Origin of the sequence: Acetobacter pomorum (assembly GCF_002738225.1) — a bacterium.
In the GTDB taxonomy this organism is placed as follows: domain Bacteria; phylum Pseudomonadota; class Alphaproteobacteria; order Acetobacterales; family Acetobacteraceae; genus Acetobacter; species Acetobacter pomorum.
Genome location: NZ_PEBQ01000184.1, coordinates 20,172 through 45,952 on the forward strand (window position 1 = coordinate 20,172; position 25,781 = coordinate 45,952).

26 protein-coding genes are annotated in these 25,781 nt (G+C 45.2%); 9 read left to right on the forward strand and 17 right to left on the reverse strand.

What is annotated here, in order from left to right:
- Positions 1 to 152 precede the first annotated feature (152 nt).
- From CSR02_RS14600 to CSR02_RS14620, 4 genes are all read left to right on the forward strand, one after another.
- A complete protein-coding gene (locus CSR02_RS14600) occupies positions 153 to 1,184 on the forward strand; it encodes a hypothetical protein (protein WP_099542151.1) in 1,032 nt (343 codons plus the stop codon).
- A gap of 88 nt (positions 1,185 to 1,272) precedes the next feature.
- Entirely contained in the window at positions 1,273 to 2,007 is a 735-nt protein-coding gene (locus CSR02_RS14605; protein WP_143225618.1) for a hypothetical protein, read from the forward strand.
- Positions 2,008 to 2,717: 710 nt separating this feature from the next.
- On the forward strand, positions 2,718 to 3,230 hold the full coding sequence (locus CSR02_RS14615; protein ID WP_143225619.1) for a hypothetical protein: 513 nt from the start codon (positions 2,718 to 2,720) through the stop codon (positions 3,228 to 3,230).
- 133 nt (positions 3,231 to 3,363) lie between these two features.
- Entirely contained in the window at positions 3,364 to 3,654 is a 291-nt protein-coding gene (locus CSR02_RS14620; protein ID WP_099542155.1) for an HU family DNA-binding protein, read from the forward strand.
- Between the two features lie 90 nt (positions 3,655 to 3,744).
- Here the strand turns inward: CSR02_RS14620 and CSR02_RS14625 are convergent, their stop codons facing one another.
- From CSR02_RS14625 to CSR02_RS14665, 9 genes are all read right to left on the reverse strand, one after another.
- On the reverse strand, positions 3,745 to 4,152 hold the full coding sequence (locus CSR02_RS14625; RefSeq protein WP_099542156.1) for a flagellar biosynthesis regulator FlaF: 408 nt from the start codon (positions 4,150 to 4,152) through the stop codon (positions 3,745 to 3,747).
- A gap of 75 nt (positions 4,153 to 4,227) precedes the next feature.
- Positions 4,228 to 4,977: a flagellar hook assembly protein FlgD gene (locus CSR02_RS14630; RefSeq protein WP_099542157.1), complete on the reverse strand. Its 750-nt coding sequence runs from the start codon at positions 4,975 to 4,977 to the stop codon at positions 4,228 to 4,230.
- Between the two features lie 48 nt (positions 4,978 to 5,025).
- Positions 5,026 to 7,233, reverse strand: a complete 2,208-nt coding sequence (locus CSR02_RS14635; protein WP_099542158.1) for a flagellar hook-length control protein FliK — start codon at positions 7,231 to 7,233, stop codon at positions 5,026 to 5,028.
- A gap of 39 nt (positions 7,234 to 7,272) precedes the next feature.
- Positions 7,273 to 8,142 carry a flagellar motor stator protein MotA gene (motA, locus tag CSR02_RS14640; RefSeq protein ID WP_099542159.1) on the reverse strand — a complete coding sequence of 290 codons (870 nt, stop codon included), beginning with the start codon at positions 8,140 to 8,142 and terminating at the stop codon, positions 7,273 to 7,275.
- The gene (locus CSR02_RS14645; RefSeq protein WP_099542160.1) at positions 8,142 to 9,266 is read right to left on the reverse strand and encodes a flagellar motor protein MotB; all 1,125 of its coding nucleotides are present in this window, start codon (positions 9,264 to 9,266) and stop codon (positions 8,142 to 8,144) included. Before CSR02_RS14645 ends, motA begins: the two co-directional genes overlap by 1 nt.
- A gap of 78 nt (positions 9,267 to 9,344) precedes the next feature.
- Positions 9,345 to 10,160: a hypothetical protein gene (locus tag CSR02_RS14650; protein WP_244177035.1), complete on the reverse strand. Its 816-nt coding sequence runs from the start codon at positions 10,158 to 10,160 to the stop codon at positions 9,345 to 9,347.
- A gap of 206 nt (positions 10,161 to 10,366) precedes the next feature.
- A complete protein-coding gene (locus CSR02_RS14655) occupies positions 10,367 to 10,834 on the reverse strand; it encodes a flagellar FliJ family protein (protein WP_099542161.1) in 468 nt (155 codons plus the stop codon).
- A complete protein-coding gene (gene fliI / locus CSR02_RS14660; RefSeq protein ID WP_099542199.1) occupies positions 10,827 to 12,155 on the reverse strand; it encodes a flagellar protein export ATPase FliI in 1,329 nt (442 codons plus the stop codon). Before fliI ends, CSR02_RS14655 begins: the two co-directional genes overlap by 8 nt.
- A gap of 273 nt (positions 12,156 to 12,428) precedes the next feature.
- The gene (locus CSR02_RS14665) at positions 12,429 to 13,277 is read right to left on the reverse strand and encodes a DUF1217 domain-containing protein (RefSeq protein ID WP_099542162.1); all 849 of its coding nucleotides are present in this window, start codon (positions 13,275 to 13,277) and stop codon (positions 12,429 to 12,431) included.
- 171 nt (positions 13,278 to 13,448) lie between these two features.
- Between CSR02_RS14665 and CSR02_RS14670 the strand changes: the two genes are divergently transcribed.
- Complete coding sequence (locus CSR02_RS14670; RefSeq protein WP_099542163.1) at positions 13,449 to 14,174, forward strand: glycosyltransferase family 25 protein; 726 nt, start codon at positions 13,449 to 13,451, stop codon at positions 14,172 to 14,174.
- Positions 14,175 to 14,192: 18 nt separating this feature from the next.
- Complete coding sequence (locus CSR02_RS14675) at positions 14,193 to 14,654, forward strand: hypothetical protein (RefSeq protein ID WP_143225620.1); 462 nt, start codon at positions 14,193 to 14,195, stop codon at positions 14,652 to 14,654.
- A 139-nt stretch (positions 14,655 to 14,793) separates the two neighbouring features.
- On the opposite strand, the gene CSR02_RS14680 is transcribed toward CSR02_RS14675, so the two are convergent.
- Genes CSR02_RS14680 through CSR02_RS14690 form a run of 3 tightly spaced genes read right to left on the reverse strand, consistent with a single transcriptional unit; the run spans position 14,794 to position 16,770 of the window.
- On the reverse strand, positions 14,794 to 15,300 hold the full coding sequence (locus tag CSR02_RS14680) for a hypothetical protein (RefSeq protein WP_099542165.1): 507 nt from the start codon (positions 15,298 to 15,300) through the stop codon (positions 14,794 to 14,796).
- Positions 15,301 to 15,302: 2 nt separating this feature from the next.
- Positions 15,303 to 15,638, reverse strand: coding sequence for a rod-binding protein (locus tag CSR02_RS14685; protein ID WP_099542166.1), 336 nt, complete (start codon positions 15,636 to 15,638; stop codon positions 15,303 to 15,305).
- A gap of 40 nt (positions 15,639 to 15,678) precedes the next feature.
- Positions 15,679 to 16,770: a flagellar basal body P-ring protein FlgI gene (locus CSR02_RS14690; protein ID WP_236661167.1), complete on the reverse strand. Its 1,092-nt coding sequence runs from the start codon at positions 16,768 to 16,770 to the stop codon at positions 15,679 to 15,681.
- A gap of 319 nt (positions 16,771 to 17,089) precedes the next feature.
- On the opposite strand from CSR02_RS14690, the gene CSR02_RS14695 reads away from it, so the two are divergent.
- The gene (locus tag CSR02_RS14695; RefSeq protein WP_167384162.1) at positions 17,090 to 17,938 is read left to right on the forward strand and encodes a lytic transglycosylase domain-containing protein; all 849 of its coding nucleotides are present in this window, start codon (positions 17,090 to 17,092) and stop codon (positions 17,936 to 17,938) included.
- A gap of 139 nt (positions 17,939 to 18,077) precedes the next feature.
- Here the strand turns inward: CSR02_RS14695 and CSR02_RS14700 are convergent, their stop codons facing one another.
- Positions 18,078 to 19,712: a tetratricopeptide repeat protein gene (locus CSR02_RS14700; RefSeq protein WP_183172624.1), complete on the reverse strand. Its 1,635-nt coding sequence runs from the start codon at positions 19,710 to 19,712 to the stop codon at positions 18,078 to 18,080.
- 299 nt (positions 19,713 to 20,011) lie between these two features.
- Between CSR02_RS14700 and flhA the strand changes: the two genes are divergently transcribed.
- Both flhA and CSR02_RS14710 read left to right on the forward strand, forming a co-directional pair.
- On the forward strand, positions 20,012 to 22,207 hold the full coding sequence (gene flhA / locus CSR02_RS14705; protein ID WP_306417309.1) for a flagellar biosynthesis protein FlhA: 2,196 nt from the start codon (positions 20,012 to 20,014) through the stop codon (positions 22,205 to 22,207).
- A 74-nt stretch (positions 22,208 to 22,281) separates the two neighbouring features.
- Positions 22,282 to 23,217 carry a P-loop NTPase family protein gene (locus tag CSR02_RS14710; RefSeq protein WP_143225622.1) on the forward strand — a complete coding sequence of 312 codons (936 nt, stop codon included), beginning with the start codon at positions 22,282 to 22,284 and terminating at the stop codon, positions 23,215 to 23,217.
- A gap of 109 nt (positions 23,218 to 23,326) precedes the next feature.
- Here the strand turns inward: CSR02_RS14710 and fliP are convergent, their stop codons facing one another.
- Genes fliP through CSR02_RS14730 form a run of 4 tightly spaced genes read right to left on the reverse strand, consistent with a single transcriptional unit; the run spans position 23,327 to position 25,779 of the window.
- Positions 23,327 to 24,115 (reverse strand): flagellar type III secretion system pore protein FliP, encoded by a 789-nt coding sequence (fliP, locus tag CSR02_RS14715; protein WP_099542171.1) that lies wholly within the window; start codon positions 24,113 to 24,115, stop codon positions 23,327 to 23,329.
- A 53-nt stretch (positions 24,116 to 24,168) separates the two neighbouring features.
- Complete coding sequence (locus tag CSR02_RS14720) at positions 24,169 to 24,642, reverse strand: hypothetical protein (protein ID WP_099542172.1); 474 nt, start codon at positions 24,640 to 24,642, stop codon at positions 24,169 to 24,171.
- Positions 24,642 to 25,031, reverse strand: a complete 390-nt coding sequence (fliN, locus tag CSR02_RS14725; RefSeq protein ID WP_099542173.1) for a flagellar motor switch protein FliN — start codon at positions 25,029 to 25,031, stop codon at positions 24,642 to 24,644. Before fliN ends, CSR02_RS14720 begins: the two co-directional genes overlap by 1 nt.
- Before the next feature lie 34 nt (positions 25,032 to 25,065).
- Complete coding sequence (locus tag CSR02_RS14730; RefSeq protein ID WP_099542174.1) at positions 25,066 to 25,779, reverse strand: FliH/SctL family protein; 714 nt, start codon at positions 25,777 to 25,779, stop codon at positions 25,066 to 25,068.
- Between the last annotated feature and the right edge of the window lie 2 nt (positions 25,780 to 25,781).

Genomic DNA, 25,781 nt, shown 5'->3' on the forward strand with positions numbered 1-25,781 from the left:
ATCTAATTTTGAATGGAGTAAGGCTGAAGTTAGCCTCATTCAGCCCCTCCTCTCCCTTGCATCGCTATATGATAAAATCCTCCGCAAAGACGTTTTAATCGATACATCACAGTGTCTTTCTATAATTGTGATGTGATTGCGGAGATCATGATATGACTGTTTCACAATCCCAAGCCGATCATGTTGCTGAATCGCCGACTTCGGCCGCGATCAATGAAGAAGTAAATCCGCAAACCATCACAACGCCAGAAGCAGAAACTGCAGAAACTCAAATCGCCCCTAACGCCCCATCGCCGGCGGGTAATTCTGCAGAAAGAGTATCCGATGAGCGGGCTCGTCAGCAGATTGAACAACGTCTCCAGCAGCGTATCAATTTGATGCGCACAATGATGCTGCAAGCAACCGCACCAGAAATATCTGGGCAGACGCCTGGCATGCCCACTCCTCCCGGATCCCTAGTTAATATTCAGATGCTTAATTTTCGTCTGCCGCAATTTCGTGGGCTGGGATTAAAACGCAAACTTGCAGAACGTCGTGTCGAACGAGCTCTCGAAAACTATACGATGATGCTTTCATCGATGGATCGCATTGCATATGCAGCCAATGAATATAATAGGACGGTCTCCGAAAAATACCCTGAATATGCAGGACAACTCAAGCATTATGCCGAAGAGTATAATGTGACAGAGGATCGCATTGCCCAGATGCTAAAGGATCCGAGCGTGGATCAGGCACAGTTTGTCTCTTCAGATGGGACGATGACCCTTTCTGAAGAGATGCACCGTGTGGCGAATGACCGTGAACTCGATGGCATGCGCAAGGACATGAAAGTTGATATTGAAAGACTTGCGACTAACATGAATGATTTTACCGCATGGTCAGAACACATAAAAAACAAGCCGTCCTCTCCTGAACAGGAGGCATGCCTTACTGGCATTATGGATACGATCAATCGAGATATTCGAGAACCTATCGCCGCTATGGACACGCTTAATGCTGAAGATCCAGAAGAACCCGGCATGATAGAAAATATGCGGGACAGAATGCGGAATATGTTTACCAAGCTATTGCAGACTGTTGGCAAATTCATTGGATTTAAACCCAAAAATCCGCATTCAGGGCCTGAAGTCGCCGAAGCGCCTACTGTTGCAGAAGAGGCTCCCGCCCCCACACCCGGCGGTTAAATACCGCCAGCAGTCCATTACCTTGTTCCCAACGGGAACAAGGGGACAAATGTGGAAAGAAGTAAAATGCACAGGCAAGGAAAAGAACATGATTGTCGGATCCGTAACAACAACCATGCCCAACAAGTTGCTCCATATCTCTTATACCGGGCTTTCAAATTGGGATTTCGCACGAATGCTTGATATCCCAGATCCGGTGGTAATAACAAAAAGAGAACTCTCATCCTTGACGGAGGGTGTCTTTCATTTCAAATGCCCCAAAGAAACTGACTACCGTCGGATGATGACAAATTTGGCGAATGTAATCAGAAATGGATCTACACCTGTAGCATCGGCATCAGGTATAGCGACTGACACCAAAAACGGCAAAACGAGATTTGACAATGAATCTCTAACTTTTAGTGGTTGGGTGGATTGTAAGATCATCCCAAAGGCAATGGTGGGAACACCAGGGAAGATTGAACAAGCTCAAATGGAAATTATTGCTCTAAATGAAACAATTAATGCGACAATAGGAAGGGTTGATCACCCAACGAATTGGTTAGAGATCAGCAACGATGGGAATTTACCCAGTGTGGCTATAGTCCTTTCTGATGAAAACAATCGTCTAGTTCGTAAGATCTCCACTGATATTAAGCTCAACACAACCCAACTCCGTAACGGTAGAATGGATTATCCACAAGGGCTTATTAAGTTGGAAGATCTAGCCCCTGCATTGAGGGAAGCAGGAAAAAGTCTGCATGATGGATTCGAAAAGCGTCAGCAAATGCGGGAAGAAATGGAAATAAAAAAAATATGGGAACAAGATGCACCTTCACCATAAGAATTCGAGATCCTAAACAAGCCATCAAAACATAACAGACTACTAAATGATAAAGCCTTTTGTAGTTGAACAAGGCCTTCTGGCCTTGTTCCCATTTCATAATTTTACGGTTATACAATTTGAGTGTTAAATTTACGTCTTTAGAAGAGATATCATGCAAAGTCACCAACATGAGATTCCTATGCCTCAATCCATACGGATAGCGGCAACTTTATTGAACCATGTAAAACGATCTTCCTGGGCAGACAGTAAAAGACTTGTTTTTTTCTGAGCGCAGAGCTTAAGCAGGTTGAAAAAAAATCCGCGATGAATTGCACATTTCCTCAGAATTCATGTGCCTTCATTCATTGCTTAATGCCGTACAATTCTGCATTTCAGATCAAATAAGCAGATTGGAATTCGCTAGGGGGGCACAAATTAGGCTTAATGACCTAACCCTGATGCACGAAATTAAGGGGTCTATTAATGTTCTCGTTGATATGACATCACGTCTACTCATCGAGAAGATGTAGGTGTTCCCATTTAATGGATAACCCACCCTCCTCCTAATCTCTTAACAGGCACCGAGAAGAAAGGGTAAGGCGGCAGTACGATGCAGAATGGGCCGAATTTTTAGGGATATGATGAATATAAATAGGACGTTCTTGTATTGTTCCATACCCGTAAAACAAGCACCATGATATAATCATTTCATCATAAGGATTGCGAACTTGAAGAATTTGATCATGACCAGCTTCTTATATAATGGAATAACTATCCCTGAACACATGAGACATCTTCCAATTATGGAAAATGGCATGCCCCTCCCTACATTTGCTTCCGAAGCAAAGACGATTTTACCCCTCAATCAACACACGGCCAGCGCCATACTAAGCGCGATGGCAAACCGTCGTTGTTATATTTGTGGAGATAAGTTGCCTGACATTGTGTCCTTTATAGGCGGCCCAGATGAAGCAATGTCCAAGCTATATCTGTCTCCACCTGTTCACCCCGAATGCGCTGACTTCATCATGCAGGCTTGTCCTGATATCTCAGATGCATTAGCCCCCGGTAACCCAGGCTTCTTTGCCGTGAGCACAACTGCTAACTATGAATATGATGCTGAGAAGGGTGTGTTCTTAATTTCTGATGCAGAAGAAGTTTGGTGGAGCAAAGGGCAAAGGGTTCCAGGAGATGTAATGGACATACTCCATGAGCTCACACAAACCCTAAGAGCGATCTGATACGGAAATTGCACCTAATTAAACATTTCCCTTGCTCCTATGGATGGTTATGTCTTGACAATTATCAATTGGCCTTGATTATGAAATTGTCTCTTATAGAGATTTAACAATTTCCAAAAGGTTTCTGATTCTTATGAATACAAAAGAACTTTGCCAGACCGTCGCTAAAAAACTTTCCTGCTCCGAACAGGAGGCAAAAGCGGCGGTAGAGGCAACTTTCGATGCTATCCGTGAAACCCTTGCTCAGGCGAGTGACGAGGGCGAAGTGTCTGTGCACGGATTTGGGAAATTTTCCGTAAAACCCACTAAAGAGCGCGTGGGCCGCAATCCACGCACAGGAGAAGATATTATCATCCCTCCTGGAGCGAAGGTTCAGTTTACTGCCGCAAAAGCTCTAAAGGATGCAGTCTCTCCTGAAAAATAACGGCACTAGAGCCAACCGAGAGACGCTACGCATCTAATCTGCTGATATCTCCGAATGGAAGGCTATCGGGCCTTCCATTCAAAAATGCACCTACATTATACAATCACCACCAGACTCAATTTCCTCATGAACTTCAGGTGCTTTGTAGGATAGCCCATCAAGCACATTTTGAGCACAGATTATTAAGGGTTTAATTGAAAGATCCTTATTCAGTATTGCTCGAATTCCATAACGCTGAGCCTGATCTGCCATCCTTACAAATAACAGCCTATCTTCATTAGGAATCCGCCCTGCATCAACCGCATTCGCTTTTTGTAGGAGACCCCACAATCTTTGACTTTTCAGGATAGCATTATTTCTAGCCTGTACAGAACTGGAGTGCTCTACGGCTTGGAGCTCCGCCAAAAGTTTGCTGAAGCACAGAGCATCCATTTCTCTATCACTCATTGCCTGAGACGCTGCGCTTTTGTAGGCATTCATACCGCGATTAGGATTCATCGATTATTTACTTTCTGCAAAGTAATAAATGTGTCCCGGACATTCTTACCGGGACAAAGGCAACTCATAACTTTCTTAGGATGAAGCTGAGATCGATGAAACGGAAGATAGCGGGACTTCAGCTTCCCCCATTTCTGCTTCCATGTCTGTTGACCCTTTTGTTATGCCGGTAATGGTGCCATTTACCGCGAAACTGACATCAGAAGTGACACCTGACGAGTTCATTGTTTTAACTGCTACACTATATGCACCATCAGAAAGTTGATTACCGCTATTGTCTGTGCCATCCCAGGACCATGTATTTGATCCATTCGAGGCTGATACCAAGTCATCCTTAACAACCTGACCAGCAGAATTAGCTACAGATATAGCTACAACCTCACCCGATGTTCCTGTAAAGGTCAATGAAGCCTTACCTGACTGTAGAGGAAGGGTTGAGGAGGAAACAGACGCCTTTTCACCTACCAAAGATTTGTCAGAGGTGAGCTGCCCCTCTTCATTCAAGGAAATCAATGATTCAAGGTTTTGATTGGTCTGCACCTGTTGTTCAACACCCGCGAATGTCGCCAGTTCCGATGTCATTTCATTTGTATCCATCGGACTACTTGGATCCTGATTTTTTAATTGAGTTGTAAGAAGGGTCAAAAAATTTGATTCATTGGTAGCTAGGGAAGCAAAAGCACCTGCGGAGGCAGTTGATGCTGTGCTAGTTCCAGTGCTGCCGGCAGTTGAAATTGATGTGGCACCAGTTTTGGCAGCGCTTTCAGAAGCCTGAAGAAGTGAGGCAAGTTGCGATGTGGATGAAGTTGTCGCTGTTGTGGACACGTTAAAGCCTCCGCTTGCAAAAAAACAAATTAACCATATGCATAAAGATCAGGCAGTTATGTTAACTCTTCCAGATCTATGACTCACCGCGATGTCTGCATCTTCACCTGATAAAACAGCAGGCGAACCAAACAACCTACTGGACACACTTAAATTATCGCGTGAAGGCCATTCCCCTCTATTTTTTTCTTGATCTTGGGACGAAGCCCCTTCCCCTCCACTACTTCCCCTCCGTCCGAAGCTTTCGCTGCCGGCATCATTGGGGGAAGCCTCCTCGTTTAGATGGGAGTTCTCACTTGATGAAACCACTTCGACTTTCATGTCAGCAATATCAAGACCCGCCAAACTTAGTGAGTCCAACAATTCTGAATGATGTCTTTTCAGCGCCTCAGTTGCTTCATGACTATCAGCCTGGAGTGTAACTGATGATACGTCTCCGTTCGTTTTTTTCTCCACTCTAATTTTTACAGGAGAAAAATCATTTGATTCAATAATCATAGATAGTGAAGATCGCGTTCCAAAGGAATTTTCAGTCACTGAAACAGAATTGCCTGAAATATCGTATAAACCATTATCTATATCATCATCACCGTTACCTAAATCTAGGCTTCCACGCACAGAAGAAGCATCTTTACTAGTTGACCACTCTGGGCCAGCATTAGCGATCTCTTTGATGAAGCCAGAAGAAATAGTAGACTCAGCTAAGTGGTGCTGGCTATCAGACAGTTCAACCTCCGCCAGATCATCCTTCCTATCAGAAGGATCATTCGAATACCCACCTTCTCCACCCTGTGAATCATTTGATAATGTAGATCCAGAAATGTCAGAGGAACCTTCGGGTGTACCCGCTTGTAAGGTGGAACCATCTGAGATCTTCCCCCCATATTGAGGCGAATAATCGTCAAGCTTATCAGTGTCGGTTTTAGCCTTAGCTAATATCGATTGGTGGATATCTGAAGTGCCTTGCCCCGCAAGATCAATTCCTGATGCTGAGCCGTTTGTAGCCAGAGATCCTGAATAATCCGACAGCACCTCATCACTTGCATCACTGATCTCACCACCAACATCGGAGGAGAATATATGTCCTATGCTCCACAAACCATTAGCCACCGCATGTATTGTCGGCTGGACTGAGACATCTTTGATTGTGATACTTCGGTCTTGACTTAGCTTGTCCACGGAAGAAGTGAATGAGGCACTTTTTGCTGTTAAATAGCTAGGTTCGAGACCATCTGTTGAATTAAGGTGTGAGCTTATAACAGTTTGGACTTTATCCACATTATCATTTTGGACTTGTTTTGTCGGCGTCCCAGTCGCAGTATTCAGAGGATTTGCAACTAAATTTGTTCCGCTGCTGATATCGACATGTGAAATATTTCCCCATTGCATTGATGTATTATCAATACTATCTGTTGCGGATTGTGGAATTGACTTAGATTCTTCAGAAATTGTTGAAGTAATATCATCACTACTTTCATCATTATTTTTCTTATCTATTGCGGCTTCTAACGTTCCCTCGCTTTTCCCAGACGGATTTATTGATTGTTCTATTAGAGAGGTATCGTCAGTACCAGATGAAGAATTAGATATTAAGGTAAGATCACTACCGAAGGCAAAGGAGGATGATTGCCTAGAACGGGACGAATTACCCAGGATTGCCAATTCCTCGCCATCTGAATCCGTAATAGAATTTTGGCTGCCACCTTCATCCTGACTAAGCGCGCAAGATTGGGGAGCCTGCTCCCCTTGGCAAGTAACGACGATCGTATTGGCCAGGGAAGCAAGCAATTCTGGTGTTATCGATTGAGAAGGTATCTGCTTATCATCTTTCGGGGCATCACTTGCATCTGTGGAAGATGTAGAAGAATTGTCTGACCCTGAATTGGCACCCTCCATAGGAATGTCATCTGGATGCGTTTTTTTTGACAAGACTTTCGCAGAAGTAGGCTCTGCCCCTTTCAAAGCGCTGATTTTTTTTAAGCTATCGCTCTGAATAAACTCACCCTGATCACTAGCGGCACCAGTGTCTTCTGATAGATTGTCCTCTTGTCCACTTTGCCCGCCCGATGTCGTCTCAGCATTCTTTCCAACTTCGGCCGAAGTTATGGGAGATCCATTATCGATGAGAAGGTCTGAGAAAGAGCCCGACTGTTCCCCGGATTGCAAAGAAGTCTGCTTCTTAGAAGAGATCCTTGAGGGCTTGGACACAGCAGAAGAAAGGTCGGATTTACCAATAATTATGGAATTAGACACCATTGCTCATCGACCTTTCAATGCAGATACCATTCTCTGTGGTTAATTCTTGATCTCAGAGAGCATGGAATCTAGCTCCGAAAACTCAGGCATAATGTCTTCAGGTATGTCTTTACGGCCAATTTCTGCACACACTTCAGGGGACTGACCCTGAACGAATGCCACCAAGACAGTTTTAACGATATCTTGGTATCTGGCGTCTTTCTTCACAAGCTCCTGCATCTTAGCAGAGAGAGGGGCGAAGATACCGTAAGCCATAAGAACGCCCAGGAATGTGCCCACCATAGCGCCTGCAATCATCTCACCCAGCACCGCTGGAGGCTTGCTGATTGAGGCCATAGTTTTAATTACCCCAAGCACTGCAGCCACAATACCTAGAGCTGGAAGAGCATCTGCGAGGCTCTGTAAGCAATGAGCTATATGGAGATCCTCGGAAAGATTTTTTTTGAGTTCACGTTCCATAGCAGCATCAAGAAGATAGGCGTCATCTCTTTCCACCCCCATACCGATAAGTCGCAGATAGTCGCAGATGAAATCCCTTGTACGAACATCATTCAGCACAGTAGGAACTGATTTAAAAATCTCACTGTCTTCAGGATTTTCGTAGTGCTGCTCTAGTTCTGTAGAGTCTTTAGACCTGCTAAGCTTCATCAACCTGAAAAGAAGGTTTAGCAATTGCATATAGTCTTCTTTTCCGTAACGCGCACCTTTCAATACAAGCTTGATATACGATGGGACTTGCTTGAGTGAGTCCTTTGTGTTGGCCATCACAAAAATGCCGAGGCCTGACCCTAAAATCGTCAGCAACTCAAATGGCATTGAGGCTATGAGCGGTGCCAGTGCCCCACCCGAAGCCGCAAATGAGCCAAAAACGCAGAGAAGAGCAAAAATCAATCCACCTACGAATAGCATTAGTTTTGTTTCTCCGCCTTAATATCGCGCCCATCATGCTGTGCGGACATTGGTGCTAGTTTGTCGCGTTGTAACAAAGAAGAAGAAATCGGATTTCTCCGATGCAAAATGATCACTATGCGGCGGTTTTCTGGGGCATCTGGATGCGAGGGATCCGCCAGATTGCGATCAGCCAGTCCTGAAACACTTTCGATATTTTTGTCAGGATAGCCCGACTTCACCAATATCTCTCGGGCTTTATCAGCCCTCATTTCAGATAATGTCCAATTAGAAAGCCCAAAAGCATTACCTTTCCGCACGTGATAGGCGATGCCATCAGTTTCACCGAGTATAGAGACCTTTTCAGGTAGAGGAGACAGCCATTTTCCTATCGCTGCAAGCATTAGTGATGCTGTCTTGTTAGGGGCAACGCTTCCAGTATCGAACATTGCCTGATGATCTGTGTCGGTCAATTCTATCCTTATTTCATCTGACCCGACCTCAAATCTAAGGTTCTTCTCAGCATTTTGGATATTGGGTTTTTTTTGGATATCAGACTTAATTCCTTCTATAGCGGCATCAATAGATTTTTGCTCTTGAATTGAAGCAGCACTTTCAGAGCCACTTGAAAGACGATCTTGGGAAGAAGATCCGACTTTGCTTCCCAATTTGGCAGCACCTGTCTGTGGGCCACCAATCGGAATTATTGACGGAGATCCAGGTTGCAAAATGGAAGTTAGGCCACTGTCTATATCGTCTGAAGTAGTTGTACCAGTAGATGGGGCACTTTGTTCCGTGGAAGATCCATCATTCGTTTTGCCGTTTCCATTTCCAGAAGAATTAGCTTCAACATCAGAGTTCTTTGCAAGCTTAATTGAAGAAGGTGACGTTAAAGGAGAGGCTTCAAGCAATGAATCTGTAGTTGCAGTGAAAGCGGATTTGTCCGCCATAGGGTTGAAAAACTGAGCAATCCCCTTTTTTTGTTCTTCGGAAGTCGCGTTAATCAGCCACATAAGCAGAAAGAAGGCCATCATGGCTGTCATGAAATCAGCATAAGCGATTTTCCATGCGCCCCCGTGATGGCCTTCTCCTCCGCTATCTTCTTTTTTGACTATAATAATTGGCCTTTGATTATCGTTCGGCATATGGCTTAAGCTTCTTCCAATACAAATCTTTTTATTTTAGGCAGCAGACAGGCCAAGAGCTGTTTACGAGGGAGGATTTTAACTTTTGACTGTCCGCCGATTATGGTTAATGCCAAGACGCACAAATGGATTGCCAAAGAATTTGGCTCGCCCCGTATGAGAAAGATTGATGGACATATCCAACCACACTTCACCCCCGATTTGGCGCCATCTTCTGCAAAAAGTAAAATCTTCGCTTAGATAGGTTCCATCATCAGGATCAATGCTCCCATCAAAAAGGGCATAATTTCGCATCCCAGACTGGTCTTCAGCACAGTTGATCCTTTTATATTCTGTTTCAGGATATGCTTTGATCATCGCCTCTACTGCCTTGCGACTGATCATCATAAATCCAGTTCCAACAAATGGAACTTGAATCAAAGGACCCTTTTCCCAAGAGTCATGGATTTCCTTTGTCTCTCCAACGTAACGCAAGGATGCGGTGCATTGGGCTTCCCCGGCCAGAATATTATTTTTGGTTCCATTATCCCAAAATCTTTCCCGAATAGGATATGTCCCAGCGATCACATCTTTGCCGGATTTAAGCAACCTTTCCGGGGCGTTATGATCAAAGCCTATGTCTGCGTCCACGAACAGAATATGAGAACAATTGGACCGATAATAAAAATTCGCTAACAGAGTGTTGCGAGCACGCGGAATCAAAGCGTCATCACCCAACGTCATCAGCGTAATCGGCACTTTGCTTGCTGAACATCCGATAACAGAAGTCATAAATTCAGTCGTGACCATTCCACCATAACAAGGTGTGGCCAAAAAAATCGTTTCTTTGATTTTTCCCTGAATATCTTCTTCAGAAGTTCCGGCTGTAGTTGTGTGGCTGACATTGTTTTTCATGACATTCCTGGCAGACAATGATGCCGCATTATACCTTGAGGCCAACCATTCAGGGCCTTGGCTTTAATACGAACCTACTTAATCGATACCGACCGGATTTATCATTCTCAAGGATGATCTTAATCTAAAGGTTTTATCGCAATACACTTTCTATGCAGCCAGGACATCTGTTTTGGAAATCTTCTAAAATGGTTAAATGTTAACGACTAAACAATATTACGTCTTTTCTTCAAGAATTGAGTTCGTGATATATCGTCAATCTCAGCTTGCTGCTTCCTTTCTTGGGCTATCTTTATTTCTTGCAATTCACTTTCTATAAGCGATTTAACAGCCTCGTGTGAGGCGTTCACTCTTATTAACTCTGAACGCCTAGCCTCTGTGTTTTCTTTTGCTACTTTCAGATCATCCTGAAGTTTTTCTAATATGTCTTTCGCCTTTGGAAGCCATTCTCGATATGAAGCCTCTAATGCCTGGATGCCACTCGATGCTTCGCCTGCGGGATTGTCATATACAAAGCTTGCGTTTTCAGTAATATCCTTCTCCTTCTTAGCGATCTCAAGCTGAATATTTTTTTCCACCTGAAGGCTTTGTGCTACTTGAATTCTAGCCTTGTCCACCTCAGCCAAACGCAACTTCTCAAGAACACGTAAAGACCGTATTCGATCGCTACTCATTCATATTGCCCATTATTGGAGACATTACCGTTTGCAAGTCTAGAAAGGACTCTTCCAAACCTACCTTCTCTTTCTTAGACTGTCGAAGCATGTCCTCTATCGCAGGGGCAATTTGGATAGCCGCGTCAGCAACAGGATCAGATCCTTCCTGATAACCACCAAGCCTGACCATGTCTTTGACTTCACCCCATGCAGATAGAAGCTTCCTTGACTCTCTTGTGAGAAGGTTTTCTTCATCTGAATTGCATCCAGGTACTGATCGGGAAAGTGATTTCAGAACATTGATAGCAGGATACCTTCCAGATTCCGCTATCTTTCGCTCCATTACAACATGACCATCGAGAATGCCCCGCACAGAATCTGCTACCGGCTCATTTTGGTCATCGCCTTCAACAAGGACTGAAAACAAAGCTGTTATTTGGCCTGCCGTCCCATCTTCCATCATTGGACCAGGCCCTGCTCTTTCCAGCAATCTTGGCAGTTCTGCAAATACACTAGGAGGATAGCCCCTTGTGGCTGGCGGTTCTCCTGCTGATAGGCCTATTTCTCTCAATGCCTGACAAAATCTTGTCACGCTATCCATCAGCAACAAGACTGACTTACCTTCATCACGAAATGCCTCTGCCACAGTTAAAGCAGCATAGGCAGCTTCTCGCCGCATGAGAGGAGATGTGTCGGAGGTTGCCACTACAACAACTGACTTGCTTAATCCCTCCGCTCCAAGATCATCCTCAATAAACTCTCGAACCTCTCTCCCTCTCTCCCCCACAAGAGAAATGACAGCGACATCACAAGAGGTGTTGCGGGCCAACATGCCCATCAAGGTGGATTTTCCAACGCCAGAACCTGCAAATAAACCAAGCCTCTGCCCTTTACGACATGTCGTAAAAAGGTTCATGGCCTTAACCCCAAGATCAATTCTGGAGCCCAATCTTGCCCTTGTGGCCGCCAATGGAGGTTGGGCGTGTAATTTGCGTGTCCGCCCTCCAGGAGCCAGATCACCTTTACCGTCTATAGGTGTGCCGGAAGGATCTACCACCCTGCCTATCCAGGAGTTATTAACCTGGAGAGCCCCTCCAGACATTAGTCTTCTTTGTTCTGCATCATAAACTGGGAAACTGACAGAGCAGCCGGCACCAACCCCTTCTAAGGATCCGAAAGGCATAACAGTCGCTAGTTCGCCTTGAAACGCCACGATCTCGGCCTGAAGATCGCGACCATCCAACGAGCGAATAGTAACTCTGTCACCGATACCCGTGATGTTAAGCATTCCGCTGACTGAAGCTGTTAGACCTGACACGCTAACAACTTTTCCTGTCATCTTGGCAAATGGGGTGCTGGAGAGAGATGGATTTATGATGCCAGATAGAAATCTGATTTCTGTGTTGATCTGAGAAATCAGAGAAGAATTTTCGGAAGCTTCAGACTTAACGAATTTAGCAAAATCATCGGGGCTAAATGACTGAACAGTGTCCCCCGGAGGGGTAATAATGTCACTAGAGGCCATTTGCACCCTATCTCAGCGGTTAAAGAAGATAGGTGCGTAAGGGGGTATTAAGCCCATCACACTCATATTCCGCACCTATCATCACCATTAGAACAACTCTGAAACCATCTCGCTTTCAGATGAATCAGTGCTGCTGTCGCCGAATAACGACAATATGTTGTTATCGTCATTTCCGCCAAAAAGATCAATCATCGTATTATCTGAAGTGTCGTTATCGAGATAAGAAGGATTAACTTGAATTAGAGCGAGATATTGTTCGGCATATTTTTGAATTCCTGATGGAGATGAGAACTTTGTCATATCGACTTTTTTCGACAAAATCCTAGTTTGCTGATCATAATCCAAAGCCCCAAACTGATCCGGGTCATAGCCACTGACTACCTCAGCCACCTTTAACAGTGTCGGATCCGACATAAGTTGGGAAATCGTTTTTATGCCACCGGCTTCCATAGTTCTGGTGAAATAGAGAGCATTCCCAACCCCGTTGTCCTGCAAATCATCGCTACTTTCATACCGAGACATCTCAAATGACGAAACTGTGGAAGCTATCATTGTTGATGTAAAGGGACTGGCAGCAGCAGTACCGTGGCCACTTCCCATCGCCTGAAAAGCATCAGCAAATTTCGCCCATGTAGCATTGCTAGATGTTTTTGCCAGAGCTGTAGATGAGGTTGGATCTTGAGTGAGTAGATCCTTTTCAAGGGCTTTTTCATTGCTTAATGAGCTGAGATTGTATGCCCCCAAAACTACTTCATTGGAAGAATAGTCGCCCATCAACTGGTCAGACGTTGTGATTGTTGCGGCTTTCTTCTCAAACTCTGACACCTCACGTGCCGTAGTCGCATCTGTCTTGGCGTAATTAGCGGCTGTAGTGCTTTCGTCCTTTTCCGCCGTAAGATATTGGGTCACAGGCGATAGACCAGATATCAAAGACATTGCCTTTTTTCCTCGACTGCATGGTGAGATTGACCTGAGCACAAGCCACGCCATCATAAATGGCCTTGGACATTCCTAAAATCAGTCCATACCCTAAAAAGGTAACAAAACAATTACGCCTTCTAAGGCTTATTTGAAGACTTAGTGGCTACCGACAGAGGCAAGCTATTGATGCAAAAACATTACATAAGCCTTCTTCGCACTCCTGAACGACGGGAAAGATTCCTTCGGGTAAATGCTCATGTCAATGGATTGCTACATAGCCCTGGCATCGATGGAAAAACCCTCGACCTTGATGAAATCCGCCAAAAAGGCTTTTTGGGTGATGGTTGCGAGTTCACAATGGGCGCGGTCGGATCCGGCCTTGCTCATGTTTCCCTGTGGGGAACGATCGCCAAAAGCGGTGAGCCCGGTCATATATTCGAAGATGATGTGTTCCTCTGCAAAAATTTTGAGGAGGAAAGTCAAAGGATTATCTCTTCCCTTCCGAAAGACTGGGATATCATTCTTTGGGGGAATAATTCTGATACAAGTCTTCAATTTGAGATGATTCCTGGCATCGGCGATTGCATAGCTCACTTCTCTGAAGAACAGGTGCGGCAGGGCATTGATACGTTTCGCGATATTGATGTGAAATCTCAAGCATTTCGCCTGAAAGAAACTTTTGGGATATGTGGATACGCTGTCTCCCCAAAGGGTGCGCGCAATCTAATCGAGAGATGCCTGCCCTTTACAACCACTCTACACCCACATTCATGCCTAAATAACCGCCTTATCAAGACTGGCAGTGTCGATGTGATAATGAATAAGCACTATCGGCATATGAAAGCGTTCACGTCCTTCCCGCCCCTGTGCCTGACTGACAATATCAAGTCACGTAGCCTTAACGCGGACTGATAAGAAGGAAAAATGGCTATGGCTATCAAATCCTTACTAGGCAGAATATCAGTTGTATCTTTTGCCTTGACACTAGCCGGTTGCGGGCAGCCGGCCAAGGTCTATTTGGATAAAGGTCGCTCACTGTCACAAGCCGGGTTTGTCGCACATTATGCAGACACTACAGCTCGGTATTCGATGATGAATCTCCTCCCTCCTGGGCAGATTACTTACCGCCCGGCACCTGAGGGTGGGAATATCTATCTTTATGCTGACCCCATTGGCTGTGGCTGTGTGTATATGGGAGATCAAAATGCGTACGATACATTAAAGGCGCAGGATAAAACCATCAGTAAAAATCATTCCCAGCAGGATCCATCACTGACAGAAATGATCTTTGAAAACCGGAGGGACACCACAGCATGGGATTGGAGCTCCTGGACACCAGCAGCAGATCCTGGCTCCAACCAACCCAAACACATGATAGGAAGCTACTGGTAACAGCGTTCTATATCGACTTATCCCCTGTCAGCCTGACAGGGGAGTGATACATGACCATCCAATTAAAAGATAATCGGATCCGAATGCCTTTTGCTCGGCCGACAACAAGGATCTCTCAATACCAAATTAGAGAAAATGGCTAAACTTTAGGTCTAAGAGATATCGCCAATCGAGATTTATCAAAATCTCTCCCTCCCTTGGCATTATACCCTACGGAAGCATCTTGGGTGGCACTCTGGATAATTAGCTCCAGAACTATATTCTGGGATCTAATGCATTGACTTAGAAGCCCCCTGTTGACCTCCGCCGTTTCATCAAATTCTTTGATTGCTTCCTTCAAAACCTGGGATGGAGCTTCCGCGGAAGACACTGATCTTTGCTTGTATGCTTTCAAACATTCAGACAAACCCTGAAAAGCAGCAACCTTCTTTTCTACGTCGGCTTTATATCCAACAAAGTTATTGGCATTAAGCAGATCATTTTCATGCAGGATTATTTTTGTCGCATTCTTAAACGCATACACCAATTCGTCCTCAGGAAAGTATTCTATCCCATCTCCTTTATCGTTATCTTTTTTTCCAGTTATCGCAGATATTTTTCTTTTGCCACTCTTGATGAAACCACTAATTGATAACCTCCTGTTCATACCTACCCCTTTCCACCATGCTTTTGACGATCAGACTGCATTTCAATCATTTTTTTGTAGACCTGATGGGCAATGCCAACGCCGCCAGCATTGGAGATTTGCTTCCCAAGCTCCAACACCTGAAGGGATCGAAATTGCTTTTCAGCATTCCCCCCACCAAAAGGCCCTTTTGAGTTGTCTATTGTATCGAACATCGGCTGGAGCATTTCTCCGATTGCCACGGACTCAAAATCCTTAGAAGATTTTTGTATCTTCTGTTCAACTTGCGGGGAAATTGTTTCTGGACTTGCCCTGTTAACTGAAGAGATATGACTGACACCACTTTGAATGGGGGACATACTTAAAAACCTACTAAACCTTTAGATGTGATCGTCTGAATCACCGAACTTCAAGATCTGCCTGAAGTGCTCCGTCAGCCTTGATGGCTTGCAACACACTGATCATATCACGAGGCCCCATCCCCAAGGCATTCATACCTGCGACAAGACTAGCCAATGTTGGGCCTTCCTTAAGTATACCCAACTTGTGCCCGTTATCTGTTGTCGCATTGATCTGCGTACGAGGCGCCACTGCAGTTTGACCTCCGCCCATCGGGTTTGGTTGCACTACTTGTGGGGTTTCAGTGACTTGTATGGTCAGGTTACCCTGAGCTATAGCCACTGTCGTTATACGAACATTGTCACCCATCACAATCGTGCCTGCAGCCTCATCGACAATCACTTTGGCCATGGTGTCAGGCTCAATGGTTAAATCACCAATTTCATATAGCGTCTGCGCTGCATTCCTTCCGGCAAGGTTAACCGCTACCGTCCTTGGATCATCTACCTTTGCGGCACCTTTTCCCAGATGACGGTTAATCACTGCGGCTATTCTGGTGGCAGTAGTGAAGTTCGGGTTCTTCAGCGCCAGATGAATAACGCCAGAAGATCCAAGAAGCACTGGAACCTCTCTTTCTACCACTGCCCCATTGGCGATATGCCCACTTGTTGGCACATTTCTTGTTACTGCAGCGGCTGCCCCGCGCGCGGAGAAGGCATTCGTGACAAGGGAACCCTGAGCAACTGCATAAACCTCTCCATCTGCAGCCTGGAGAGGCGTAACTATCAATGTGCCGCCTGTCAGGCTTTGTGCATCACCTACGGCTGAAACAGTTACGTCAATACGACTTCCCCCATGGGAAAAAGGTGGAAGTGTAGCGGTGACCATAACTGCGGCGGCATTGTGAGTCTGAAGCTGTATCGCCTTATCACGAATATTTACACCGAGGCGGTTCAACATCCCTATAAGAGTTTCTCGGGTAAATAAGGTATTTGTCAGACGGTCGCCGGTACCATTCAGCCCTACTACAAGACCGTAACCGACCAATTGGTTATCTCTGACGCCTTCATAGTCAACTATGTCTTTTATACGCACAGGAGACGCAAAAGAGCGTTCAACACCGAACACTAAATTCAACATCACTGCTGCCATAAAAATTGATAGCATTCGCCTCAAAAACTGAGTGGAATAACGTAGGAATGACAGACTTTCGCGATGGAACATTAAGAAACCCTGATTGAGATACGCCTGGAGACCATAGGAACAAAACGGTTAAGGCTTTAACAAGTCTGATGATCTGGATAAGGCCAAAAATTTGTATTGAAAAATCCTTGGCATCAACCCTTAAAGGATATGAACCCACAAGGTACAGTTCAACATCAAAGCGAAATACTTTGGAACGAAGCGTTCGATCTAATATATCCTAGCTATGATTTGCCATCGTTTTCATAGACGTCCTACTGACTTTCAGTTGAAAGTCTTTGCATTTGGGTTTTTATCCTTGTTTGGGGCATTTGCCCCTCACACACTGCTGGCAAAATCACCTGAAGCGATGCGATGCATTGCCGCTACAAGCCAGACTGAAAGGTCTTTACATATCCCAGATGGGTTTCTTTCCGCCATGAGTAGGGTGGAAACCAGTAAGCCTGACCCAGATGGAACACTCGCACCTTGGCCATGGACTGTAAATGCCGGAGGTGTAGGGTACCACTATGCATCCCGTGAAGAAGCTATTGAAGCTGTTTACTCATTTAAGGCCCGCGGCATCAATTCGATTGATGTAGGGTGCATGCAAGTTAATATCATGCATCATCCTGATGCTTTTTCATCACTGGAGAATGCTTTCGATCCACTGCCAAACAGTCTTTATGCTGGGCGCTTTCTAATCCAAATGTATAGCAAAATGGGTAGTTGGCCCAAGGCTGCTGCTGCATATCACTCCCAGACGCCTGGGGTTGGGGAACCTTACCAATGGAAAGTGCTCGAAGAATGGTCAAAGCCGCAGAACGAAAGAGCGAATACGGATGGCAAACCGCATCCATTCCATGAATTAAGGACTAATTTAGCATCAATTCACCCCACAACTAAACCTCGGCCCATCTTTGTGTCCAAGGTAGAAAAAGATGGCAATTTGGACGAAGAACAAACTCGCAATAACCCGACACCTCACCCGGTTAAGATGTTCCGCCCTTTTAAGGGGAATCAGAAGTTCTCGGAAATTAACAGCCCAAAGCATTTTGATGGGTTACAAAAAGGGCGAACACTGGCTGCATACCGTGCCATGCCGGTAAGGATTACTACAACATTCCCAGTTAACTAGCCTGTCGCTCAACCTTAAAGCCGGCGCCACAAGCCTCCCACTAACGGCCGCTTGCCTTAACTCGCACAGCACATCTTGTCAGTCTCCCCACCCTAAAGGACGGGGGGGGGGGACATAAAGCGCTGTTGCAATGACAGAGCTAAAAAACTGGATGCTCAGAATTTTGGAAAATAACATGAAGAGCCTTCCCGACCTCCGCCAATACAGGCAGGAAAGAATTCTCCTGCGCACGGAAAACTCTCATTGTTGGATACCACACAGATCTGTCACCCTTATCTCCCCACCTCCAGCAAGCATCCCAGCGACTAACCATCCAGATAGGGCGACCGAGTGCTCCAGCCAAATGAGCTGTGGAAGTGTCAACAGATATGATTAGATCCAGGTTCAGCATGATAGCTGCCGTATCTTCCATATTCTCGACTTCATTCATAATATCGATGATCGGCACCCCATGCCATTCCTTAAGCTCGGACCTTCTGCGCCCAAACTGCAAATTGTAAATTTCGCATTTGCGAAGATCAGGACAATGAGCTGAGACCGCGCCCATCATATCCAACAGGGTAGTAGAACGCCTCTGATCCGCAGCAACGTCAGCAGCCTTAGTGCGCTTATCACCAGCCCAAACAATCCCGATACGGGCCAAAGGAGATGCAGAGTCAGAAGACCCACAAATATCCTTCACCTCCTCCCTCATAATTTGGGAAAAGCGATTGTCTTCTACACCGCTAGGGAGCAAATAAGGAGTAGAATGAGGGATATTTTTCTCTGACTTGACCCCACAAACAAATGGAAGGTCAGGGATAGGGCATGAAAAATCAAATTCAGATCTTTGCGCTGACGCCATTGAAGCGACATCAGATATCAACATGCAATCTGTTTGTTGGTAATTGATTGATATAAGGTCAAGCAACTGGATAGGAAGTGCGATTGTTAACTTTGCCCCTTTACTGAGCAACCAAGGGACAAAACGAATAAACTGGATTGTGTCACCTAACCCCTGCTCTTGATAGAGTAGAATGCGCTTTCCTTCCAGATCGACCTGATCAGAGAGACGAGGAAGATCCAAGAACCAAAAGTTTCGGTCATTTACCAAAGGTGCGCGGCGTACATATTTCTTAAACCCTTCCTCAAGTCGCCCTGCCTTGAGCAATGAGACACTGTGCCCGAATGATACAACCGGGTTTGTGGGGTCAAGTTCTAAAGCCTTCTCATAATATGGGAGCGCTTCTTCTGAACGATTCATTCTCTCCAATGCGCAGCCCATATTATTGTAAAGTGGCAGTGAAACGAGAGCGTCAGATGAAGAAAAGCACGCATCTAGAACTGTGAAGGCTTCCTTCGGATATCCGGCCTCAAGTAGAGCCATCGAGATATGTTCTAAAGCAGCCACACGCAATGCAGGACACTCTTTAATAATGGCCTGGAAGATGTCCATTGCTTCCTTTTTGCGCCCCATTGCCATAAGCGCATCCGCAAGGAAAATGTGCATTTCTGATTTAGAACGAGCAAGTTCTGCCGTGCCATCTGGAGTCAGATGGATAGCTTTTTTAATAAGAGTGGCGACAATATCATGACGATTAGTATATTTAGCCAGAAGCCCTGAAGCGGAAAGAATAAGAGGGACTTCTTGAGAAGCCTGACCTACCTGCAAAGCCATCTGAATAGCTTTATGCCCCTCTCCAGCGGCAAAAAGATGTTCGCATGCGATCGTGAATTCAACGGCTGTAATCTTAACTGCCTGTTGCTCTGCTTCTGCATTTGGTTCCAACGCCACTTTTCCCATTCCTTAATTTATAGTCCACAATTTAAGGCCAAATCCGATCTACAGCCTCATAATCCCTCCGAGTTAATACAAAGGATAAGGACTGAGGCTTAAAGACTTAAAGGCCAAATATTTTTGGCCTTATTTTCCACCGCTGACAGTGCCCTTATCCTTGAAGGTTATCATCAGTTCCTATAGAAATTTTCTAGATTTAAAGTCTTATGGCCTCTATTTATCCATTAAACCAATGGGTGGCGCCTGCCTCATTGGTTCTTAGAAGTCATAAACTTTGCCAATGCTAGGGGTACGCTTTGAGCGACACAAATAATTCCGCTCCAGAAAAAGATGTCTCTTTCGGCAAAGCGGCAGGCATTAAATCTGCAATATTAAATCGTGCAAGAAACTTCTCGATGCTGGGAAATGTGGTCAAGAGCGGAGGTTGGAAAACCTTCGACCTTCACAGAATATTCCCAGGGACCGACATTCTTCTCGCCGGGAGTGTATTGCTTATTATCGCAGCGATGTTCATCCCGTTGCCGATCTTCCTTTTAGACATCGGGCTGGCCATCTCAATCACATTATCAGTGCTCATCCTTATGGTCGCACTTTTTCTCGAAAAGCCACTCGATTTTACGTCTTTCCCCTCCCTTCTCCTTCTGACTACAACATTCCGGCTTTCTCTTGAAATATCGACGACCAAGGCCATTCTTTCACGAGGTAATGAAGGCCCTTACGCAGCAGGTCACGTTGTTGCTGCCTTTGGCGGCCTTTTGATGGGAAATGACGTCATTATCGGAGGGATCGTTTTTTGTATCCTTATGGTAGTGAACTTCATGGTTATTACCAAAGGATCCGGGAGAATTGCAGAAGTAGCAGCCAGATTCACCCTAGACGCAATGCCTGGCAAGCAAATGGCCATTGATCAGGACATAGCCTCAGGCGCCCTAAATGAAAGACAGGCCAGAGCCAAAAGAAAAGAACTAGAAGCCGTCAGTAACTTCTTTGGTGCTATGGATGGTGCTGCAAAATTTGTGCGCAATGATGCTATAGCGAGCATCATCATTATCGCCATAAACATTATCGGCGGCCTGGCCATTGGTGTAATCAGGTACAGCATGCCTATCGCAGATGCGGCAAAGACATTCACAACATTAACCATCGGGGACGGACTGGTATCTCAGATCCCTGCCCTTCTAGTCTCACTCGCTGCCGGTATTGTTGTTACCAAAGGAAGTACGGATGAGAAAACCGATGTTACCTTGTTCAAGCAACTTGGTGGCACACCAAAACCCTTAGCAATTGCGTCATTTCTAGCTGGCATATTCGCCTTTATGCCCGGCATGCCTATGGTGCCTTTTCTCATTATTTCAGGCTTAACGGCAGCAGGCGCTTGGGCCAGACACAAGGCTCCACAAGTTGACAGTGATGGTGACATCACTGAAGTAACTCCACCAGTTCCTTCAGTGCCTCCAATCACAGATCTGCTTAAAATAGACCTCATCCAGCTTGAAATAGGTTTCGGTCTATTAACTTTGGCAAACGGCGATGACTCTCCTCTTACAACCCAGATTAAAGCTCTGAGGCGTCGTATCGCCCTAGAGCTTGGCTTCATACTGCCCTCTGTTAGAATTAAAGATGACATGGCTTTAGATAACGACACGTATTCTATTAAGATCAAGGAAATCGAAATTGGCTCAGGTCAGGTGAAACCCGGAAGATTACTCGCAATTTTACCTATGGGTACAAATATTCGGGTTACTGTTCCTGGCGAACCTGCTAAAGAACCTACATTCAATTTGCCTGCGCGTTGGATTGAGCCAAGCGCTAAAGCAAAGGCTATCGCTGAAAAATGCACCGTAGTCGAGCCAAGCACTGTTATTATAACTCATCTTTCTGAATCCCTCCGCTCACATATGGGGGAACTTCTGACCTACCCTGAAACTCAAGCTTTGCTGGATAACTTGCCCCGTTCAGAGCAAAAGCTAGTAAATGACATCATTCCATCCCAGGTTTCACTGATCACAGTGCAACGTGTGCTTCAAGCACTCCTCCAAGAAAACGTTTCAATACGTGATTTGCCAAGCATACTCGAAAGCATTCAGGAAGGTGTCGCTCAAAACCTAAAAGGCATAATGGCCCTTACTGGTTATGTGCGCCGCAAACTCTCACGCCAAATCAGCAGCAACCTTACGACACCATCAGGCTATATCCCTATCATTACCATTTCCAGAAAATGGGAAACTGATCTGATGAACAATACAACAGGTGCAGGCGATGAAAGGGTTATTGCCATGCCACCCAAGATGCTGAACCAGTTTATCACATCGTTAAAAGAAGCCTTGCACCAAGCGTCACAAAGGGAAGAAAATCCTGTTTTGATAACCATATCAACCAATAGGGATATTGTCAGACAGGTGGTCGAAAGAATTAGCCCCTCGACACCTGTTATATCTCAGGCCGAGCTCTATCCTCGATGCGTCACCAAAACCATCGCGACAGTTGCCTAACATCTAGCCCGATGATAACAGTTAAATATTATTCATTAGGTTTATATGCATATTCCTAAAAGAGGTTTTTAAGAATGTCTGAATCCGTGACTTACAGCGAAATAACGCATAATGGCGGTACAGACATATCTATATCCCAGAAAAATCTGATCGCTCCATCACTTGAAACGAGTGACAGGGATCCGAAATGTCAGCATCCGTCAGAACTTGATAAAGAGGAAGAAACTAGGGTTGATAGTCAGACTGGAACAAGAGGGGGTTTAGAAGTTCCCTCTTCAGGCCAACAGGATAGTCTCCCATTACCAAGCCTTATGATTGAAGATGTTCTGAAATGGCACTCAATCCCAACTCCTATTATCGAAAGCCTTGCAGGATCTGACCTCACTACTGGTATTGATCGTGTTTTAAACTTCGGAGATCTGCCGCTGAATGATGGCCGTCCTCTTGCATTTTGTGGCGCATCAGGCTCAGGCAAAACCCTGTCTCTCTCGAAGTTAATAGCAAACAATATATGCGCGACATCCACCAACACATTGGTCTTAGCTTGTGATAGGACACCGGGTAGCTATGCCAAGATTTCATCATCTTTGAACGGGACGTCTGCTGAAATAGTTGATGCCTGCTATCCAGGGGCAGTAATTGAACCTTACCTATATAATCCGGCTGGCCGACAAATCCTGATCGATCTCCCAGGTGTTTGCATCTATGCCAAAAAGCAAATGTCTGAGGTGATGGATATAGTCGACAGAACAAAGGCTCACCTTGTTCTAGTCATTCCCGCTGGGATGGATCCTGAAGAAGCCGCTGACATCTCGGCCGCGTTCATCGAAAGGGGTGCCTCTCATATGATCGCCAGCCGTCTTGAACAATCAGGCAGGATAGGAAGTGTTATCACAGCCGGCGCTTGTGGTCTGACTCTTACTTATGGGAGTTATTCATCAAGCCTAAATAAGGGGTTTTCCCTTCTTTCTCCCGGCATACTCGCAAGAAGACTTCTTAACCTCCCTTAATGCATATTGAATGCAGTTAAAAAGGGGCATGACCCAGCACATTAGTTAGAGAATTGCTTTAGGAGCGAACTATTCCTAGGCGCCCCATAAAAAGGGGGGGGGGAGAATATCAGCCCCCGAAACTTCTCACCAAACCTCCCGCGACCATTTGCCAACCATCTACCAGCACGAAAAATATCAATTTAAATGGCAGTGATATTGTGGCCGGTGGCAACATCATCATCCCCAAACTCATCAAGACACTTGAGGTCACGAGATCGATCACCAGAAATGGCAGGTAGAGCAAAAAACCAATCTGAAATCCCCTACTTAACTCCCCAACCATAAAAGCCGGGATGAGCACGCGCCATGGGGTCTGATTGACAACTGTAGTTGGTTGGATGTTGGCCAAATGAAAGAATGTCGTGAGATCTGTTGGTCTGGCATTTTTTACCATAAATTCTCGAAATGGTTCTGCGGCCGCTTGCAGACCTTCCATTTCTTCAACCCGACCGTCCATTAAAGGGACAATACCTCTTTCCCATGATTGCTCAAGCGTAGGCTGCATCACAAAAAGTGTAAGGAACATGGCCAGGCCAATAAGCACCATGTTAGGCGGAGCACCCTGAGCTCCTACAGCACTTCTCAATATGGAAAGACTTACAATAATTCTTGTAAATGCAGTCACCATAACCAAAAGGCTCGGCGCAAGGGATAGGACGGTTATAAGTGCCGTAAGTTGAACAAGCCTGCTCGTGGTGCCAGCTTCACCAATACCTCCGCCTTTACCAAGATCAATATTGATCGATTGGGCGAAGCAATCAGTAGGAAACAAGAAAACGCCACAAAATACTGCTGCGCTTATTAAGACAATTGTCGAGAAGGCGATCCTATTAAGATGCGCCTTATTTTTGTTCATTGTCACCAATTCGATCACTTGTCTTCATCTCACATTTATACATCCGCCATCACCTAATGGAGATGTAGACCATTATGCCCATTTGAATCATTAGAATCTGTCTTGGCAGCCTCTGAAGGGCGATCAGCATAGATAAACCCAATACAAATATCAGTAGGTCCACCTAGCAAAATTAAAGATGTTCCTAGCTTCCCTTCACTTCCGCTTACTTCAACAGATACAATTTTTCTTTTAGGATCAATCGGTAGAACGCTGATGATCTCCAATTTCTGATCCTTGAACGATCTCACAGCTTTTGCCCTCAAAGAGGAAAAATGTTGAATCGCCTTCGTTACAAGGAGAAGGAGACAGACCACCAGTAAGAGTGAAAAGATAGCCCACCCGCCCCCCGGAATACCCATCTCACCAGTTGATCCTTGGGGATGATCAGTAACTACAGGAAATATTATCTGCTTTGATGACCCAATCGCGTCAGGAGAACCTCCGAGATGAAAAGGAGTGACATCTTGGATCTGCGATGAAGACATCAATTATTCCCAGTCATAATTTCTGTCATATTCACTGCGATATGATCTTCATCGACAATGAGTATTTCACCACGAGCAATAAGGCGATCATTGGCATAAATGTCTGTTGACTCGCCAAGCCTTTTATTGAGCTTGACAATTGCCCCTCTACCCAACTTGAGTAGATCCTTGACGGGCATGCTGACATTACCCACTACGGCCGTGATTTTGACTGGAACATCTAAAATGGCCTGTCGCTGATCGATGGCAGAGACATTTATGACTTCTTTATCCCCCCCAATCCCAGAGTCATTGGGTTCGACATCGGTATTACCCACATCAGAGGCAAAATCTTCCAAATTGATGCCACTTGCAGCATTTCCAGGGGCGGAATTTTCAGGACCAGACATGTCAAAACTCACTTCTAGTGATGGGGTTGGTTAACTAGGATGAAAGTGGAAGTTTGAGGTTATTTAAAACACCCAAGATTTTTTTTCTCACTGACTCAAGCCAAATCGCTCTATCCAACAATATCGAATTTGCATCAGTTTTTACGGTCAATTGTCCTGTAGACAAGCCTTTTTGCTCCACAACCTCCAAATCTGGAATATCGGCCAATTTATCCTTCAAAACAAAGCTATCTCCAGGCGAACATTCAACAATGATCCTTCCTTGTATTTCTTTAGCCAGTTCACGAATATCTGTGGTTAAATCTTTTTGAAGGGCCTTGCACAACTCAACACTTTGCGGGTCTACCAAGTCTCTGATCACTGCAGACAAGACCGTAAGAAAGACTTTAGAAGAGTCTAAAAGACTAGCATTCCGACGATCATTTTCACTGGCTAAAGCGGAAATAACGGTATGGATAGACTGAGCCATTTCGGCGCGAAGATTATTTGTTGTGTATTCTATTCCTGCCTTGCGACCAGCTTCAAAAGCTGAACTTTTAATGCTTTCCAGCTCCTCAGGTGCCAGCCTTATTGAATGATCAACTACTGGTTCTTCTGTAAGAGTAAGCCCTTCCTGATCATCAACAATAGCTTCACCTTTACCCTCGCCATGAGGAGATGAATTCGCATTGCCCATGGAGAAGTCAGGCAATGCTTCACCAAACATTCTCCGCCTTTTATCTATCATATTCCCTTGAATCACTTCCATGA

Excerpts from the sequence above, each read along its gene's own strand:
- CSR02_RS14690 (WP_236661167.1), bottom strand. The coding sequence starts at position 16,770 with ATGGCAGCAGTGATGTTGAATTTAGTGTTCGGTGTTGAACGCTCTTTT.
- CSR02_RS14635 (WP_099542158.1), bottom strand. The coding sequence starts at position 7,233 with ATGGTGTCTAATTCCATAATTATTGGTAAATCCGACCTTTCTTCTGCT.
- CSR02_RS14655 (WP_099542161.1), bottom strand. The coding sequence starts at position 10,834 with ATGAGTAGCGATCGAATACGGTCTTTACGTGTTCTTGAGAAGTTGCGT.
- CSR02_RS14645 (WP_099542160.1), bottom strand. The coding sequence starts at position 9,266 with ATGCCGAACGATAATCAAAGGCCAATTATTATAGTCAAAAAAGAAGAT.
- fliN (WP_099542173.1), bottom strand. The coding sequence starts at position 25,031 with ATGTCTGGTCCTGAAAATTCCGCCCCTGGAAATGCTGCAAGTGGCATC.
- CSR02_RS14620 (WP_099542155.1), top strand. The coding sequence starts at position 3,364 with ATGAATACAAAAGAACTTTGCCAGACCGTCGCTAAAAAACTTTCCTGC.
- fliP (WP_099542171.1), bottom strand. The coding sequence starts at position 24,115 with ATGAACAAAAATAAGGCGCATCTTAATAGGATCGCCTTCTCGACAATT.
- CSR02_RS14625 (WP_099542156.1), bottom strand. The coding sequence starts at position 4,152 with ATGAATCCTAATCGCGGTATGAATGCCTACAAAAGCGCAGCGTCTCAG.
- CSR02_RS14665 (WP_099542162.1), bottom strand. The coding sequence starts at position 13,277 with ATGTCTTTGATATCTGGTCTATCGCCTGTGACCCAATATCTTACGGCG.
- motA (WP_099542159.1), bottom strand. The coding sequence starts at position 8,142 with ATGCTATTCGTAGGTGGATTGATTTTTGCTCTTCTCTGCGTTTTTGGC.
- CSR02_RS14650 (WP_244177035.1), bottom strand. The coding sequence starts at position 10,160 with ATGAAAAACAATGTCAGCCACACAACTACAGCCGGAACTTCTGAAGAA.
- CSR02_RS14730 (WP_099542174.1), bottom strand. The coding sequence starts at position 25,779 with ATGGAAGTGATTCAAGGGAATATGATAGATAAAAGGCGGAGAATGTTT.
- CSR02_RS14710 (WP_143225622.1), top strand. The coding sequence starts at position 22,282 with ATGTCTGAATCCGTGACTTACAGCGAAATAACGCATAATGGCGGTACA.
- CSR02_RS14600 (WP_099542151.1), top strand. The coding sequence starts at position 153 with ATGACTGTTTCACAATCCCAAGCCGATCATGTTGCTGAATCGCCGACT.
- CSR02_RS14685 (WP_099542166.1), bottom strand. The coding sequence starts at position 15,638 with ATGTCCCCCATTCAAAGTGGTGTCAGTCATATCTCTTCAGTTAACAGG.
- CSR02_RS14670 (WP_099542163.1), top strand. The coding sequence starts at position 13,449 with ATGCAAAAACATTACATAAGCCTTCTTCGCACTCCTGAACGACGGGAA.
- CSR02_RS14680 (WP_099542165.1), bottom strand. The coding sequence starts at position 15,300 with ATGAACAGGAGGTTATCAATTAGTGGTTTCATCAAGAGTGGCAAAAGA.
- CSR02_RS14720 (WP_099542172.1), bottom strand. The coding sequence starts at position 24,642 with ATGTCTTCATCGCAGATCCAAGATGTCACTCCTTTTCATCTCGGAGGT.
- CSR02_RS14675 (WP_143225620.1), top strand. The coding sequence starts at position 14,193 with ATGGCTATCAAATCCTTACTAGGCAGAATATCAGTTGTATCTTTTGCC.
- fliI (WP_099542199.1), bottom strand. The coding sequence starts at position 12,155 with ATGACAGGAAAAGTTGTTAGCGTGTCAGGTCTAACAGCTTCAGTCAGC.
- CSR02_RS14605 (WP_143225618.1), top strand. The coding sequence starts at position 1,273 with ATGATTGTCGGATCCGTAACAACAACCATGCCCAACAAGTTGCTCCAT.